The sequence below is a fragment of the Streptomyces sp. BK79 genome (assembly GCF_044142145.1).
GTDB lineage: Bacteria > Actinomycetota > Actinomycetes > Streptomycetales > Streptomycetaceae > Streptomyces.
This window is the reverse complement of the sequence record NZ_JBHVOC010000007.1, coordinates 266,388-280,439: the sequence shown is the minus strand read 5'-3', so window position 1 is coordinate 280,439 and position 14,052 is coordinate 266,388. Positions and strand designations below refer to the sequence as shown.

Sequence of the window (14,052 nt, the reverse complement as noted above, 5' to 3'; positions counted from 1 at the left end):
CCGCGTCACGCGGTCGCGAGGGACACCTCCGTGGACTTGACCAGCGCGACGACCGGGACGCCGGCGGACAGGCCGAGGTCGGCGGCGGCCTCCCTGGTGATCGCGGCGGTCAGTTCGGCGCCCTCGACGGCGACCCGGACCAAGGCCATCGCGTCGCCGGCGGTGACGGCGGTGACCGTACCGGGCAGCTGGTTGCGGATGGACAGGCCCTGGACGCGCGCGGTCGCCAGGGAGACCTCCGTCGACTTCACCAGGGCGCGCACGGCCGTACCGGCGGTGAGGGCGAGGTCCTCGGCCGCGTCCCGGGTGATCGCCGCGGTGAGGTCCTGGCCGCCGTCGAGGCGGACCCCGACCGTCGCCATGGCCTCGCCGGGCGTGACGGCGGTGACGGTGCCGGGGAGCTGGTTGCGGATGCTCAGGCTCATGGGGGCACCGTAGCCCCGCGCGGGGGCTATGCCGGGTACGCGTGGGTCTGGGTCGCCTTGACGGCCGCCCACACCGGTGCGCCCTGGTGGAGGCCCAGCTCCGCCGCCGCGACCGTGGTGAGGTCGGCGGCGAGCGGGAGTTCGCCGGTGAGGTCGACGCGGATCTGGTCGCCGTGCGTCTCCAGCCCCGCGACCTCGCAGCGCCACAGGTTGCGGGCGCTGGAGCCGGCGGGCCGTTCCCCGTACAGGGTCACGGCACTCGGTGGGAACGCCACGAAGACCGGGCCGGAGAGGTCCTCGGTGGTGGTGATCGCGGGCCCCGCGTCCAGTCGCACGGTGTGGCCGTCGGCCCGCCCCCGGTAGAGGTTCAGGCCGACCAGCCGCGCGATGTAGTCCGTACGGGGCCGGCGGGCGATGTCGGCGGGGCCGCCCTCCTGGACGACCCCGCCGTCCTCCACGACGACCAGCCGGTCGGCCAGCACCATGGCGTCCAGCGGGTCGTGCGTGACCAGGACGGCGACGGCCTCGAACTCGGCCAGGTGGCGCCGCAGCTGGGCCCGCACCTCCAGCCGCGTCCGGGCGTCCAGCGCCGCGAGGGGTTCGTCCAGGAGCAGCAGCCGGGGGTGGGTGGCCAGGGCGCGGGCGAGGGCGACGCGCTGGGCCTGGCCGCCGGACAGCCGGCGCGGCTTGGCGCCGGCGTGGTCGGCGAGCCCCATGCGGTCGAGCCACTTCGCCGCCCGGGCCCGGGCCTCGGCCTTGCTCGCGCCCCGGCAGCGCGGCCCGAAGGCGACGTTGTCGAGGGCGGTCAGGTGCGGGAAGAGCAGGTAGTCCTGGAAGACGACGCCGACCGGGCGGGACTCGGGCGGCGTACGGTCCAGGGCGGTGCCGTCGAGGAGCAGGCGACCGTCCGTGAGGGGTTCCAGACCGGCGAGCGCGCGCAGGGCGGTGCTCTTGCCGGCGCCGTTGGGACCGAGCAGGGCCACGACGTCGCCGGGCGCCGCGGTGAGCGAGACGTCCAGGCGGAAGGTGCCGCGGTCCACGACGAGCCGGGCGTCGAGGCCGCCGGCGCGGGCGGGGCCCGGGGTGGGTCGAGCGGCGGTGACCGGCTGGCCGGTGTCCGTCATGTGTGCCATGCGGTCCTCGTCCGGCCCCTCGGAGGGCCTCGTCCGCCCGGTCACGACGCCCTCATCCAGCGGTCGCGCAGACCGGCCAGTACGGCGATCGAGACGGCCAGCAGCACCAGGCTGAGCGCGATCGCCGCCGCCGGGTCGTTCTGCAGGGCGAGGTAGACCGCCAACGGCATGGTCTGGGTCCGGCCCGGGAAGTTCCCGGCGAACGTGATCGTCGCCCCGAACTCGCCCAGCGCCCGCGCCCACGCCAGCACGGCGCCCGCCGCGATGCCCGGCGCGATCAGCGGCAGCGTGACCCGGCGGAACGCGGTGAAGCGGGACGCGCCCAGGGTCGCGGCTGCCTCCTCGAAGCGCGGGTCCGCGGCGCGCAGCGTGCCCTCCACACTGATGACGAGGAACGGCATGGCCACGAACGTCTCCGCGAGGATCACACCCGTCATCGTGAACGGCAGCGTGATCCCGAACCACGCGTCCAGCCACTGCCCGACGACGCCGTTGCGCCCGAACGCCAGCAGGAGAGCCACGCCTCCCACCACCGGGGGCAGCACCAGCGGCAGCGTGACCAGCGCGCGGAGGAAGCCGCGGCCCGGGAACTCGGTGCGCGCCAGCAGCCAGGCCAGCGGCACGCCCACGACCAGGCTGAGCGCGGTCGCCGACGTGGCGCACACCAGCGACAGCCGCAGGGCCTGCCACACCTCGGGGCTGGTCAGCTGCTCGGGCAGGGTGCGCCAGGGGGCCCGTACCAGCAGGGCGACCAGGGGCAGCAGCAGGAACGCCAGGCCGACGAGCGCGGGCACCAGCAGGGGGACGGGCACGGTGCGGGCCGCTGGGCGGCGGCGGGCGCGGCGGGCGCCGTCCTCGACCGGGCCGGCGTCCACGGCCCCGCTCCCGGTGGGCTCGGCGGGCTGGGCGGGCTGGGCGGGCTGGGCGGGCTCGGGCGCCGCGGGCTTCCTCATGGCGCCCGAAATCCGGCCCCGGTCAGCACGCGCCGGCCCTCGGCGGACTTCACCAGGTCGATGAATGCCTGGGCCGCGTCGGCGTTGGGAGCGTCCTCGAGGCGGGCGATCGGGTAGTCGTTGACGGCGTCGGCCGACTCGGGGAACTCGACGCCGGTCACCTTGTCCCCGGCCGCTTCGACATCGGTGCGGTAGACGACGGCGGCGTCGGCCTCCTTCAGCTCGACCTTGGTCAGGGCGGCCTTGACGTCCTGCTCGTAGGAGACCGGGGTCAGCTTCAGACCGCCGGCCTCCAGCGCCTTCCGCGCGGCGGCCCCGCACGGCACCGACTCGTCGCACAGCACCACCTTGAGGCCGGGCGCGGTGAGGTCCTCGAGGGAGGAGATCTTCTCGGGGTTGCCCGGGAGGGTGGCGATCTCCAGTTGGTTGCGCGCGAAGGTGGAAGGAGCGCCGGCCGCGGCCCCGGCATCGGTGACGGTGGCCATGGTCTTCGCGCTGGCGGAGGCGAACACGTCCGCCGGCGCGCCGGCGGTGATGCTGGCGGCGAGGGTGTCGCTGCCGGCGAAGTTGAAGGTGACGTCCGTGCCCGGGTGCTCCTTCTCGAACGTCTCCCCGAGCGCCGTGAAGCTCTCCTTGAGCGAAGCGGCGGCGAAGACGGTGACCGGCCCGGACACCTTCGCGGACACCTTCCCGGACGACGAGGAGCCGACGGCGTCCGAGCCCGCGTCCGTACCGGAGGACGACGAGCAGGCGCTCAGGGCGAGGAGCAGGGCGGCACCGGCGCCGCACGCCCGGAGGGTGCGGCCGGCGCGGCGGGTCCTGCGTACGGAACGGGTCATCTCGGGCGACTCCCTCGGCGTTCTGGAGGCAGGAGTCCGACGGGCTCGTCGGCCGGGCGCGCGGCGGGGCTCCCCCTTACGCCGATGATACTTCCGCATCTGCGAGGGCAATGTCTCCTGTCGCATCGCATGAGCGGCCCCATGCCGGAGAACACCTTGCATGTGCGTTCGTACGGGCGGCCGGGGAGGGTCAGGTCTTGTCGATATGCACGCTTGTCGACTTCACGCGGGCGGTGGCCTCCATGCCGACCTCCAGCCCGAGTTCCTCCACCGCCTCCCGGGTCAGCAGGGAGACGAGCCGGTGCGGGCCGGCCTGGATCTCCACCTGGGCGGCGACGTCGCCGAGCTTGATCGCGGTGACGATGCCGGGGAAGGCGTTGCGGACCGAGGTGTGGGGGGTCTCCTCGTCGGTTCCGGCGGAGCGGGCGAGGTCGACCGAGAACGCGGCCAGGTCGCGCCCGTCGACGAGCCGTCGTCCGGCCTCGTCGCGGTGGGTGGCGATCCGGCCCGCGTCGGCCCAGCGCCGGGCGGTGTCCGGGCTGACGCCGAGCAGCCGCGCCGCCTGACCGATCGTGTAGGACTGCATGCCGGTCACGATAGGCGGCCGGGAGGGTGCGGAGGACGCGGGGCCGGTCGTGAGACAGGACACGGAAGGCCCGGACACGAGAGGTCCGGACACGAGAGGTCCGGACACGAAAGGCACCGGACACGCGTGGGGGCCGGTGCGCAGGGTGTCTGCGGGCCGGCCCCGTGGTTCGCCGGGCGGAGTGGTGGCACGCCGCCCGGGTGGTGCTCAGGCGGCGGTCATCAGGCCCTTGCCGACCGGGCGGTGCGGGGCGATGACCTGGCCGTCCGGCAGGAGCTCACCGGTGTCCTCGAAGAGGACGACGCCGTTGCACAGCAGGCTCCATCCCTGTTCCGGGTGGTGCGCCACGAGGCGGGCGGATTCCCGGTCGGCGGAGTCGGCTGAAGGGCACGGTGGCTGGTGCTGGCACATGGGTGGGGTCTCTCGGTCCGTTGTGATGGGTGAGGTCGCTGTCGTCTGTGTCCCGCGGCGTGAAGCGTCATTCATGGCCGCCCCCCGTTGTCTAAGTCGGTCCGAACCCAGTGTTGCCCCACGGGCCTCGATCCGCAGGTATTTCGCAGCACCGCTTCTCACAGGTTGATGACGCCTCACCCACGCGGACGGTTCAGCACAACTGCACGGTCACTTCGGATGGTTCGGAATGGCCGGATGGGGCTAGTCCGCGTGGGTGGGCGAGCGGGGAGGCCGAGCGGCGAGGAGCGCCGGGACCGGCTCCGCTCAGGCGGGGGACCGCAGCAGCCGTGTCGCCGTCACCCGGTGGGTCAGGACCGGCAGCAGCTCGGCGACCCGGTGCGGCCGGTGGGCGGCGATGCCCGGGGGCGCCGGCGCCAGCGGCACCAGCAGATCGCTGGCGGCGGGGTGCCCGGCGGCCGCGTCCGCGGTGCAGTCGCCGTGCAGCCACAGCGTGAGCATGTAGAGACCGGGGAGCGACAGCAGCCGCGGCTGGTAGGCCTGCGGCACCGACTCGGCCTGGCGCAGCGCGCGCTCGGTCGAGGCGACGTAGGGGCCTTCGAAGAAGTGCGAGAACGCCCAGCCGTCGGGGGTCAGCTTGGTCTCCGCCGCCGCCACCGCCCGGTCTCCGCAGCGGATGAGGAACCGCCACCCGGTCAGCCGCGTCGCCGTCACGCCCTCCGGGGTGATCCGGTCCAGGACGTGCACCGGCAACGGCAGTTCGGGTGTCGCGGGTCCCTGCGAGCCGAGCAGGGAGGGGGTTCGGGCCTCGCGGACCGCGGTGGGCGAAGAGAGGGCGGTGAGGACGGAGCGGAGGGCGGGCGCGGGGGCCGGGGGGACATGCAGGGGCATGATGGGTCGCCTCTCATTCGAAGGCACGGTGGCGCGAGGGCGGGGCGGGGGCGGACGACGCTGTCAGCTCACGGGGCTGGGGAGGCAGGAACCGGGCCCGGGAAACGAGAAAGGGGTGGGGCCTGCCGCGTGTCAGCCCGACGGCAGGATCAATCGACCGTGGACGCCGGTCTTCTGCCTTGTGAGCGGAGTTTATACGACATGTGTTCAGACTGTGTTTCGGCTAGCCGATTCCGGCAACCGGTACAAGGTTGCATTCGGCCGTCGATTCGCGGGAATCCTCCGCATTTCGCACCAGGCGTACGGCGGTGACCTCGGGGAATGTTCACCGAGCGGTCGGCCAATTGTCGTCGGCGTTTTTCACGAGTTCGCCGTGCGGGAGGCCGTACCGGAAACTGCGCTCGTGCCATGCCCGGTGAATGTGCCACCGGTCACATCGGCACAGCGTAGCGGGTACCGGACCGGTGCGAGGACGTTATCGATCGCATCGGCGGGGCATCATCCCACCTGACCGGCCCCCGGCGGCCGGATCATCGACGCACGCTCCGAGAAGGGACGCTTCCATGGGGGAGAAGGTCGTGGCAGGTCAGTTCGACCTCTCCGATCGCCAGCGCTACCGCGACAAGCTCCAGCGCTGCCTGACGGGCCTGGAGCGGCTTCTGGCGGAGAAGCGGTTCGATCGCCCGAAGAACCTGATGGGGCTGGAGATCGAATTGAATCTCGTCGGTTCCGACGGGATGCCGAAAATGCTGAACGCGCAAGTCCTCGAACGCATCGCGAGCCGCGACTTCCAAACAGAACTCGCCATGTTCAACCTGGAAGTCAACATCGAGCCACACCGGCTGGGCGGCCGGGTTTTCGACCGGCTCGCCGAGGAGATCCGTACGTCGCTGGCATATGCGGACCGCAAGGCCGGCGAGGTCGACGCCGGGATCGCGATGATCGGCATCCTGCCGACCCTGGACCGGGACGACCTGGTCTCGTCCAACCTCTCCGCCGTCGACCGCTACGCGCTCCTCAACGAGCAGATCGTGGCCGCCCGCGGCGAGGACTTCACCCTCGACATCGAGGGTGTCGAGCGCCTGACCTGCACGTCGAAGTCGATCGCCCCCGAGGCCGCCTGCACCTCGGTGCAGCTGCACCTCCAGGTCACCCCGGACCGCTTCGCCGACGTGTGGAACGCGGCCCAGGCGGTGACCGCCGCGCAGATCGCCGTCGGAGCCAACGCGCCGTTCCTGTTCGGCCGCGAGCTGTGGCGGGAGTCGCGTCCCCCGCTGTTCCAGCAGTCCACCGACACCCGCCCGCCCGAGCTCCAGGCGCAGGGCGTCCGCCCGCGCACCTGGTTCGGGGAGCGGTGGGTGACCTCCGCGTACGACCTGTTCGAGGAGAACCGGCGGTACTTCCCGGCGCTGCTGCCGATCTGCGACGACGAGGACCCGCTGGAGGTCCTGGACGCGGGCGGAGTGCCCTCGCTCTCCGAACTGGTCCTGCACAACGGCACCGTCTACCGCTGGAACCGCCCCGTCTACGACATCGCCGACGGCGTCCCCCACCTGCGCGTGGAGAACCGCGTCCTGCCGGCCGGACCCACCGTCACCGACGTCATCGCCAACGCGGCCTTCTACTACGGCGTGGTGCGCGCCCTGGCCGAGGAGCCCCGGCCGCTGTGGACCCGGCTGCCCTTCGAGGCCGCCGCCGCCAACTTCGAGGCCGCGTGCCGCCAGGGCATCGACGCCCGTTTCGAGTGGCCCCGGCGCGGTCGGCTGGGCGGTACCACCGAGGTCGACGCCGCCGTGCTCGTGCGCGACGAACTGCTGCCGCTCGCCGCGGCCGGGCTGGACGCGTGGGGCGTGGAGCCCGCCGACCGCGACCTGTACCTCGGCGTGATCGAGGAACGGTGCCGGCGCCGGGTCAACGGCGCTTCCTGGCAGGCGGCCACCTTCCACCGGGCGCTGGAGGCGGGGATGTCCCGGGAGGCCGCGCTGGCCGCCACGACCCGCCGCTACGTCGAGCTCATGCGCGAGGGCGATCCCGTACACCTGTGGCCGGTGGGTCTGCCGGAGCCGGCGCCGCTGGGCTGAGGAACGGCCGGGCGCCGGGGGCGCTCGGGGAGCGCCGATCCTGGGAAGCGTCGGGACCGCCCCCGCCGCGTGTCGCCTCATGCTCATCGGGCAAGCTGTGACGTCCCAGCTGGAGGCAGGTGCGCATGGCGGAGGCGGGCCCGGTGGACGATTCGTTCCCTCACAAGCACGTTCCCGGGGAGCCGGTGGACCCCGAGCCGTCCCCCGGGGAGCGGCTCTCGCGACGGACCCTGCGGGACGAGACGCTCCTCGTCCTGGCGCTCTCGCTCGGCGCCAGCGGGGTGTCCGCCCTGATCAGCTTCATCGGCTCGGTCACCCGCCCCGGCGGGCTCAAGGACCAGGCCGCCACCCTCAACGCGTCCGCCGCGCCCGGCCGTCCCTGGCTGGACCTGGCCTGGCAGCTCTTCGGCATCACCACGGCGCTCGTGCCGGTCGCCCTGGTCGCGCACTTCCTGCTGCGGGAGGGCCGGAGCCTGCGTTCCCTCGGCTTCGACCGCACCCGCCCGTGGCCGGACCTGGGCCGCGGCGCCGCCGTGGCCGCCGTCATCGGCAGCACCGGCATCGCCTTCTACCTGGCCGCCCGCGGCCTCGGCTTCAACCTCACAGTGGTGCCCGAGGCGCTGCCGGAGGTGTGGTGGAAGTACCCCGTCCTGATCCTCTCGGCGGTGCAGAACTCCGTCCTGGAGGAGGTCATCGTCGTCGGCTACCTGCTGCGCCGGCTCGACCAGCTCGGCTGGAGTCCGGGCGCGTCGCTGGCGGCCAGTTCGGTGCTGCGCGGGTCGTACCACCTCTACCAGGGCATCGGCGGCTTCATCGGCAACATGGTGATGGGCGTGGTGTTCGTGTACCTGTACCGCCGGTGGGGGCGCGTGGGACCGCTGGTGGTGGCCCACGCGCTGCTCGACATCGGGGCGTTCGTGGGTTACGCGCTGCTGGCCGGGAAGGTGGACTGGCTGCCGACGGCGTGACGGCGGCTCCTAGACCAGCAGATCCCCCTCGATCACCGTCACCGCGCGCCCGCTCAGCAGCGTGCGTTCGCCGCGCAGCCCCGTTCGGACCCGGCCGGAGCGGGGCGAGGCCTGGAGCCCGGTGAGGTCGGGGCGGCCGAGGCGCTCGGACCAGAACGGCGCGAGGGCGGTGTGGGCGCTGCCGGTGACCGGGTCCTCGTCGATGCCGACGTTGGGGAAGAAGCAGCGGGAGACGTAGTCGTAGCCGGCGGCGGGGTCGTCCGCACGGGCGGTGGCGATGATGCCGCGCTCGGAGTAGGCGGCCAGTGCCTTGTGGTCCGGGGTCAGACCGCGGACGGTCCGCTCGTCGGCGACCTCGACGAGCAGGTCCCCGGTGTTCGGTCCCGTGTCGAGGACCGCGCGGGGCTCCGCGCCCAGCGCTTCGGCGACGCCCTCCGGCGCCTCGACCGGGGTGAGCGGCGCGGTCGGGAAGTCCAGGGTGATCGAGCCGTCCGCTCCGGGCGTGGCGATCAGGACACCACTGCGGGTGGCGAAGCGCACCGGGCCCTCGTGGGCGCCCGTGGTGTGCAGGACGTGGGCGGTGGCGAGCGTCGCGTGGCCGCACATCGCGACCTCGGTGGCCGGGGTGAACCAGCGCAGCGCCCAGTCGGCGTCGCCGTCCTCGGGCAGGCGGTGGGCGAACGCCGTCTCGGCGTGGTTGACCTCCAGCGCGACCTGCTGGAGCCAGTCGTCGTCCGGGAAGGCGTCCAGGAGCAGGACCCCGGCCGGGTTGCCGGCGAACGGGCGGTCGGTGAAGGCGTCGACGATTCGGATGCGCATGCCTCGACGCTAGACGCTGCGCGGATCGGCGGACCAAGGCCAATTCGTCACTGCTGGACCTGATCCCGGTCTCCCGCTCCCGTCTCCCGTTCCCTCCCGACTTCCCCGGTCCTCTCCGGACTCCCTCGGCTTCCTTCGGGTGCGCCTTGCCAGTCGATACGTTCCGATATATCGTTGAAGCATCGCGACAGATCAACGACTGAATGGAGTGATGGCGATGCGTACCCACGGATACGAGCGTGGACACGGTGGACACGGCCGCGGCGACGGCGGTCCCTTCGGGCACGGCGGCTTCGACGGCCGGCGTGCCGCCTTCGGCCCCTTCGGGCCGGGTGGCCCGGGCGGCGGCCCCGGCGGTCCCTTCGGGCCGGGATTCGGCCACGGCGGCCCCTGGGGCGGCCGAGGACGCGGCGGGCCCAGGGGAAGGGCGCGGCGCGGTGACGTACGGGCGTCGATCCTGGCTCTCCTGAAGGACCGGCCGATGCACGGCTACGAGATGATCCAGGAGATCGCCGAGCGCAGTGGCGGGGCGTGGAAGCCCAGCCCCGGTTCGGTGTACCCCACCCTCCAGCTGCTGGAGGACGAGGGCCTGATCGCCAGTGAGAGCGAGGGCGGCAAGAAGCTCTTCGCGCTCACCGAGGCGGGCCGCACCGCGGCCGAGGAGGGCCCCGAGGCGCCCTGGGAAGAGGCCTCCAGGGGTGTCGACTGGGAGGCCCTGAACGACATCCGGCAGGCCGGGTTCGGGCTAATGGAGGCGTTCGGCCAGGTCTGGAAGACCGGCAGCAAGGAGCAGCGCGAGAAGGCGCTCGCCGTCATCGGCGACGCCCGCAAGAAGCTGTACCTGATCCTCGCCGACGAGGACTGACCGGTACCGGCGTGTACCGGTGCGGTCGGCCCCGGTCACGGCCGGTGCGACGAGGTGCCTCGCGAACGTTCCGCGGGGCACTTCGCGTGCCGGCGCGCCGGTCAGTCGACCCGCCGTATCACCGCCGCGTCGAAGAGGTCCCACGCGCGCGGGAGGGCGCTCTCGTCATGGCAGTGCCACGCCTCCCAGAACAGGTCGGCGAGCAGCGCCTCCTCCGGGGCGTAGACCCGGTACACGTACTGCCTGCCGTCGACCGCCGGCAGGGCCACGAGCCAGCACCTGCTCCTCATGCCCCTGTTGGACCCGCCACGGCACCCTTGGGTTGCCCCGGGGCGGCGGGCGGCAAGGCGGCGCGCGCCCGGCGGGCCGAAACGGCTTGATCTCATCCGTAAGGAGGAGATTCCGGCCGGACGGGTCCACTCTGCGTGGGACGCCGAAATGCTTCCCCTCGGGGATGACCAGGTCCCGTGGGACTGATGAGCTGGGGGATGTGCAACCCCGTATCCCCCGGCAGTCGGCCGGCGAGCAGCTCGACCGGCCCCCGGACGGCCCCGACTCCGATGTCCGGTTCAGCGAAGAGCTGGCATCGGTGGTCTCCGGTGCCCGCCGCAGGGCGGTGCGGGACGGAGACCGGCAGATCGACACGGCCCACCTGCTGCACTCCCTCCTGGAGTACGACCCCGAGGCCCGTGCCGTCCTCGGCGAGGGGCCCCAGGTCGCCCGGCTGCTCGGTTACCTCGTGCAGCGCAGCATCGGCTACGGCCTGCGCTGGCAGAGCACCGTGGAGGAGTCCGGCGCGGTGCCCGTGGTGACCGGTGATGCCGGATTCTCGCCGTTGGCCGCCGCGGCCATGGAGGACGCCCGCGCACGTGCCGCCCGGCGGGGGGACGCCCGCGCCTGCGGTGTCGATCTGCTCGCCGCGCTGGTCGCGGACCCGCAGGCGCGGGCCGTGGAGGTGCTCGGCCGCGCCGCCGTCGAGCCGCGTACGGTGCTCACCCGCGTGGAGCGCCACTTCGAGCCGACGCCCTGACCCGCCCCGGCCCCGCTCGGTTCCCGACCGTCGTCGTGGGCACGTCCAGTCGGTGAGACAGGTGTCATCGAGGGTGACGGTCATGTCGTCCCCTGTCATCATGTGCCGGTGCATACGTCTGACAGCGCTCGCGGCAGCCGCGGCAAGGGCACCGGGCTCGGCCTGGCGCTCGCCTCCGCCGTCGCCTTCGGAGGGTCCGGGGTCGCGGCCAAGCCGCTGATCGAGGCGGGACTCGACCCGCTCCACGTGGTCTGGCTGCGCGTGGCCGGCGCGGCCCTGGTGATGCTGCCGCTCGCCGTGCGCCACCGCGCGCTGCTGCGCCGCCGGCCCGGACTGCTCGCCGGGTTCGGGCTGTTCGCCGTCGCCGGTGTCCAGGCCTGCTACTTCGCCGCCATCTCCCGCATCCCCGTCGGCGTCGCGCTGCTCGTCGAGTACCTGGCCCCCGCCCTGGTCCTCGGCTGGGTGCGGTTCGTGCAGCGGCGCCCGGTGACGCGGGCCGCGGCGCTCGGCGTGGTCCTCGCGGTGGGCGGGCTCGCCTGCGTCGTGGAGGTCTGGGCGGGGCTCGGCTTCGACGCCCTCGGGCTGCTCCTCGCGCTCGGCGCCGCCTGCTGCCAGGTCGGCTACTTCGTCCTGTCCGACCAGGGCAGCGACGCGGGCGACGAGACGCCCGACCCGCTCGGTGTCATCGCGTACGGACTGCTCGTCGGCGCCGCCGTGCTCACCGTCGTCGCCCGCCCCTGGTCGATGGACTGGTCCGTCCTCGCCCGCACCGCTCCCATGGACGGCACCCCCGTCTCCGCCGCCCTGCTGCTGGCCTGGATCGTGCTCATCGCCACCGTCCTCGCCTACGTCACCGGCATCGTCGCCGTGCGCCGCCTCTCGCCGCAGGTCGCGGGCGTCGTCGCCTGCCTCGAAGCGGTCATCGCGACCGTCCTGGCCTGGGTCCTGCTCGGCGAGCACCTCTCCGCCCCGCAGATCATCGGCGGGGCGGTGGTCCTGGCGGGCGCCTTCATCGCGCAGTCGTCGACGCCCGCGAAGGGCTCCGCCGACCCGGTGGCGAGCGGCGGACCGGAAAGGGAGTTGTCCAGCCGGGGAACGGCGACCTAAGGTGCCGATCATGCATTCCGACGCACTCGTCCTCCCGCCTCCGGCCGCCTGAGGCGGGCCCCTGTGACCAGCCCGGCGCGCTGTCGCCGGGCCGGACGGTGCTGCCCGCAGACGCAGTCCCCGCGCCCCCGGTCGCTCCGGGGCCGCTTCATACGTCCGCGCCCTGTGCGCGTCTGCGGAGAGAACTCGTGTCGAAAGCCGTGTCGAATGCCGTCTCCGGCCTGCCCGTCGGGCGTGGCCTCCTCTATCTGATCGTCGCCGGTGCCGCCTGGGGCACCGCCGGCGCCGCCGCCTCGCTGGTCTACCTCGCCAGCGACATGGGGCCCGTCGCCCTGTCCTTCTGGCGGTGCGCGGCCGGGCTGGTGCTGCTGCTCGCCGCCCGCCCGCTGACCCGGCGCGTGCGCACCGCCGTGCGTGAACCCCTCGCCCGCAAGGCGCTACGGGTCCTCGTCACCGGCGTCGGCCTCGCCGTGTTCCAGACCGCCTACTTCGCCGCGGTGCGGTCCACCGGCCTCGCGGTGGCGACCGTCGTCACGCTCGGCGCCGGCCCGGTGCTGATCGCGCTCGGCGCGCGCCTCGCCCTCGGGGAGCGTCTCGGCCGGGGCGGGATCGCCGCCGTCGCCGGTGCGCTCGCCGGGCTCGGGGTGCTGGTCCTCGGTGACGGGAGCACCGCCGTCCACCTCCCCGGCGTGCTCCTCGCGCTGCTGTCGGCGGCCGGGTACTCGGCGATGACCCTGCTCACCCGGTGGTGGGGACGGGACGGCGGGGCGGACGCCGCCTCCACGTCCGTAGGGGCGTTCGCCGTGACGAGCCTGTGCCTGCTGCCGCTCGCCCTCGCCGAGGGACTGGTGCCGCACACCGCGGAGCCGGCCCGGCTGCTGTGGCTCCTGGTGTACGTCGCGGCCGTCCCCACCGCCCTCGCCTACGCCCTCTACTTCGCCGGCGCGGCCGTCGTCCGGTCCGCCACCGTCTCCGTGATCATGCTCCTGGAGCCGGTCAGCGCGGCCGCGCTCGCCGTCCTGCTGCTGGGCGAGCACCTCACCGCGGCGACCGTGGCCGGCACACTGCTGATGCTCGGCTCGGTGGCCGGACTGGCGGTGGCGGAGACGCGGGAGGCGCGGACCCGTCCGTCGCCGGCGTGACGGCGTGGGGGTCTCCCGGCGCGGGAGGCCCCCTGCGTCGCGGGGGGGGGCTTTCCGGCTACGCGTCCCCCGGGGGACGGACCGGCGTCACAGGTCCGACAGGTAGTCCGGCAGGGCCGTGCCCGCGTCCAGGCCCGGGTCGGCGACCGGGGTGCCGTAACCCTTGCGCAGCGGGACGAGGCCGGCCCAGTGGGGGAGGGCGAGATCCTCGGGCTCGTCGTTCACGCCGCCGGTGCGGAGCTTGGCGGAGACCTCGTTCAGGTCGAGTCGGATCACGGCGGTGGCGGCCAGTTCCTTCTTGTCGGCAGGCCGGGAGTCGGCGGATCGGCCGGGGACGACATGGTCGACCAGGGCGTCCAGGGCCGCGCGCTTCTCCTCGGGATCCGTCACGTCGTACGCGGTGCCGTGCACCACCACCGACCGGTAGTTGAGCGAGTGATGGAAGGCCGCCCGGGCCAGCACCAGCGCGTCCACGTGCGTCACCGTCAGGCACACCGGCAGCCCCGGGTCGGCGGCGCCCGCCATCCGCAGCGGGCGCGAGCCCGTCGAACCGTGCACGTAGAGCCGCTCGCCCACCCGGCCGTACAGCGTCGGCAGGACCACCGGGGCACCGTCGCGGACGAAGCCGAGATGGCAGACGTAGCCCTCGTCGAGGATCGAGTGCACCAGGTCCTTGTCGTAGGAGGCCCGGTCGGCGGAGCGGGTGGGGACGGTGCGGTCGGTGGGCGGGTAGGCGGTGACGGGCTGCGACGGTGTCCGCGTGGTCCCCTGCATGGCACATCTCCATTGCACTAGTGCATAA

General features: G+C 73.5%; 16 protein-coding genes. 6 read left to right on the top strand and 10 right to left on the bottom strand.

All coding sequences use genetic code 11. The features are described 5' to 3' along the window. Positions 1-5: 5 nt before the first annotated feature. The 7 genes from ACFIF2_RS11585 to ACFIF2_RS11555 all read right to left on the bottom strand — a co-directional run bounded on the left by ACFIF2_RS11585 (position 6) and on the right by ACFIF2_RS11555 (position 5,238). Positions 6-425 carry a molybdopterin-binding protein gene (locus ACFIF2_RS11585; protein ID WP_395572481.1) on the bottom strand — a complete coding sequence of 140 codons (420 nt, stop codon included), beginning with the start codon at positions 423-425 and terminating at the stop codon, positions 6-8. A gap of 26 nt (positions 426-451) precedes the next feature. Continuing rightward, complete coding sequence (locus ACFIF2_RS11580) at positions 452-1,549, bottom strand: ABC transporter ATP-binding protein (RefSeq protein ID WP_395572502.1); 1,098 nt, start codon at positions 1,547-1,549, stop codon at positions 452-454. 50 nt (positions 1,550-1,599) lie between these two features. Next, positions 1,600-2,511: a molybdate ABC transporter permease subunit gene (modB, locus tag ACFIF2_RS11575; RefSeq protein ID WP_395572480.1), complete on the bottom strand. Its 912-nt coding sequence runs from the start codon at positions 2,509-2,511 to the stop codon at positions 1,600-1,602. Next, positions 2,508-3,350, bottom strand: a complete 843-nt coding sequence (gene modA, locus ACFIF2_RS11570; RefSeq protein ID WP_395572479.1) for a molybdate ABC transporter substrate-binding protein — start codon at positions 3,348-3,350, stop codon at positions 2,508-2,510. The genes modB and modA overlap by 4 nt, the downstream gene beginning before the upstream one ends. A 190-nt stretch (positions 3,351-3,540) precedes the next feature. Continuing rightward, on the bottom strand, positions 3,541-3,936 hold the full coding sequence (locus tag ACFIF2_RS11565) for a molybdopterin-binding protein (RefSeq protein ID WP_395572478.1): 396 nt from the start codon (positions 3,934-3,936) through the stop codon (positions 3,541-3,543). 207 nt (positions 3,937-4,143) lie between these two features. Then, positions 4,144-4,347: a DUF5999 family protein gene (locus ACFIF2_RS11560; protein ID WP_395572477.1), complete on the bottom strand. Its 204-nt coding sequence runs from the start codon at positions 4,345-4,347 to the stop codon at positions 4,144-4,146. A gap of 306 nt (positions 4,348-4,653) precedes the next feature. Beyond that, complete coding sequence (locus ACFIF2_RS11555) at positions 4,654-5,238, bottom strand: hypothetical protein (protein WP_395572476.1); 585 nt, start codon at positions 5,236-5,238, stop codon at positions 4,654-4,656. A gap of 563 nt (positions 5,239-5,801) precedes the next feature. Here ACFIF2_RS11555 and ACFIF2_RS11550 point away from each other — a divergent pair. Next, positions 5,802-7,319, top strand: a complete 1,518-nt coding sequence (locus ACFIF2_RS11550; RefSeq protein ID WP_395572475.1) for a glutamate--cysteine ligase — start codon at positions 5,802-5,804, stop codon at positions 7,317-7,319. A gap of 125 nt (positions 7,320-7,444) precedes the next feature. After that, the gene (locus ACFIF2_RS11545; RefSeq protein ID WP_395572474.1) at positions 7,445-8,287 is read left to right on the top strand and encodes a CPBP family intramembrane glutamic endopeptidase; all 843 of its coding nucleotides are present in this window, start codon (positions 7,445-7,447) and stop codon (positions 8,285-8,287) included. Positions 8,288-8,296: 9 nt separating this feature from the next. On the opposite strand, the gene ACFIF2_RS11540 is transcribed toward ACFIF2_RS11545, so the two are convergent. Next, complete coding sequence (locus ACFIF2_RS11540) at positions 8,297-9,106, bottom strand: PhzF family phenazine biosynthesis protein (RefSeq protein ID WP_395572473.1); 810 nt, start codon at positions 9,104-9,106, stop codon at positions 8,297-8,299. Between the two features lie 217 nt (positions 9,107-9,323). Here ACFIF2_RS11540 and ACFIF2_RS11535 point away from each other — a divergent pair, with 217 nt between their 5' ends. Beyond that, positions 9,324-9,971, top strand: coding sequence for a PadR family transcriptional regulator (locus ACFIF2_RS11535; protein ID WP_395572472.1), 648 nt, complete (start codon positions 9,324-9,326; stop codon positions 9,969-9,971). 101 nt (positions 9,972-10,072) lie between these two features. Here ACFIF2_RS11535 and ACFIF2_RS11530 read toward each other — a convergent pair whose 3' ends face one another. Next, positions 10,073-10,240, bottom strand: a complete 168-nt coding sequence (locus tag ACFIF2_RS11530; RefSeq protein WP_395572471.1) for a hypothetical protein — start codon at positions 10,238-10,240, stop codon at positions 10,073-10,075. A 221-nt stretch (positions 10,241-10,461) separates the two neighbouring features. Here ACFIF2_RS11530 and ACFIF2_RS11525 point away from each other — a divergent pair, with 221 nt between their 5' ends. The 3 genes from ACFIF2_RS11525 to ACFIF2_RS11515 all read left to right on the top strand — a co-directional run bounded on the left by ACFIF2_RS11525 (position 10,462) and on the right by ACFIF2_RS11515 (position 13,250). After that, the gene (locus ACFIF2_RS11525) at positions 10,462-11,001 is read left to right on the top strand and encodes a Clp protease N-terminal domain-containing protein (protein WP_395572470.1); all 540 of its coding nucleotides are present in this window, start codon (positions 10,462-10,464) and stop codon (positions 10,999-11,001) included. A gap of 102 nt (positions 11,002-11,103) precedes the next feature. Continuing rightward, positions 11,104-12,108: an EamA family transporter gene (locus ACFIF2_RS11520; protein ID WP_395572469.1), complete on the top strand. Its 1,005-nt coding sequence runs from the start codon at positions 11,104-11,106 to the stop codon at positions 12,106-12,108. 200 nt (positions 12,109-12,308) lie between these two features. Then, positions 12,309-13,250, top strand: coding sequence for a DMT family transporter (locus ACFIF2_RS11515; protein ID WP_395572501.1), 942 nt, complete (start codon positions 12,309-12,311; stop codon positions 13,248-13,250). Positions 13,251-13,337: 87 nt separating this feature from the next. On the opposite strand, the gene ACFIF2_RS11510 is transcribed toward ACFIF2_RS11515, so the two are convergent. After that, on the bottom strand, positions 13,338-14,024 hold the full coding sequence (locus ACFIF2_RS11510; RefSeq protein ID WP_395572468.1) for a pyridoxamine 5'-phosphate oxidase family protein: 687 nt from the start codon (positions 14,022-14,024) through the stop codon (positions 13,338-13,340). Positions 14,025-14,052: the final 28 nt, after the last annotated feature.

Excerpts from the sequence above, each read along its gene's own strand:
- ACFIF2_RS11585 (WP_395572481.1), bottom strand. The coding sequence starts at position 425 with ATGAGCCTGAGCATCCGCAACCAGCTCCCCGGCACCGTCACCGCCGTC.
- ACFIF2_RS11580 (WP_395572502.1), bottom strand. The coding sequence starts at position 1,549 with ATGACGGACACCGGCCAGCCGGTCACCGCCGCTCGACCCACCCCGGGC.
- modB (WP_395572480.1), bottom strand. The coding sequence starts at position 2,511 with ATGAGGAAGCCCGCGGCGCCCGAGCCCGCCCAGCCCGCCCAGCCCGCC.
- modA (WP_395572479.1), bottom strand. The coding sequence starts at position 3,350 with ATGACCCGTTCCGTACGCAGGACCCGCCGCGCCGGCCGCACCCTCCGG.
- ACFIF2_RS11565 (WP_395572478.1), bottom strand. The coding sequence starts at position 3,936 with ATGCAGTCCTACACGATCGGTCAGGCGGCGCGGCTGCTCGGCGTCAGC.
- ACFIF2_RS11560 (WP_395572477.1), bottom strand. The coding sequence starts at position 4,347 with ATGTGCCAGCACCAGCCACCGTGCCCTTCAGCCGACTCCGCCGACCGG.
- ACFIF2_RS11555 (WP_395572476.1), bottom strand. The coding sequence starts at position 5,238 with ATGCCCCTGCATGTCCCCCCGGCCCCCGCGCCCGCCCTCCGCTCCGTC.
- ACFIF2_RS11550 (WP_395572475.1), top strand. The coding sequence starts at position 5,802 with ATGGGGGAGAAGGTCGTGGCAGGTCAGTTCGACCTCTCCGATCGCCAG.
- ACFIF2_RS11545 (WP_395572474.1), top strand. The coding sequence starts at position 7,445 with ATGGCGGAGGCGGGCCCGGTGGACGATTCGTTCCCTCACAAGCACGTT.
- ACFIF2_RS11540 (WP_395572473.1), bottom strand. The coding sequence starts at position 9,106 with ATGCGCATCCGAATCGTCGACGCCTTCACCGACCGCCCGTTCGCCGGC.
- ACFIF2_RS11535 (WP_395572472.1), top strand. The coding sequence starts at position 9,324 with ATGCGTACCCACGGATACGAGCGTGGACACGGTGGACACGGCCGCGGC.
- ACFIF2_RS11510 (WP_395572468.1), bottom strand. The coding sequence starts at position 14,024 with ATGCAGGGGACCACGCGGACACCGTCGCAGCCCGTCACCGCCTACCCG.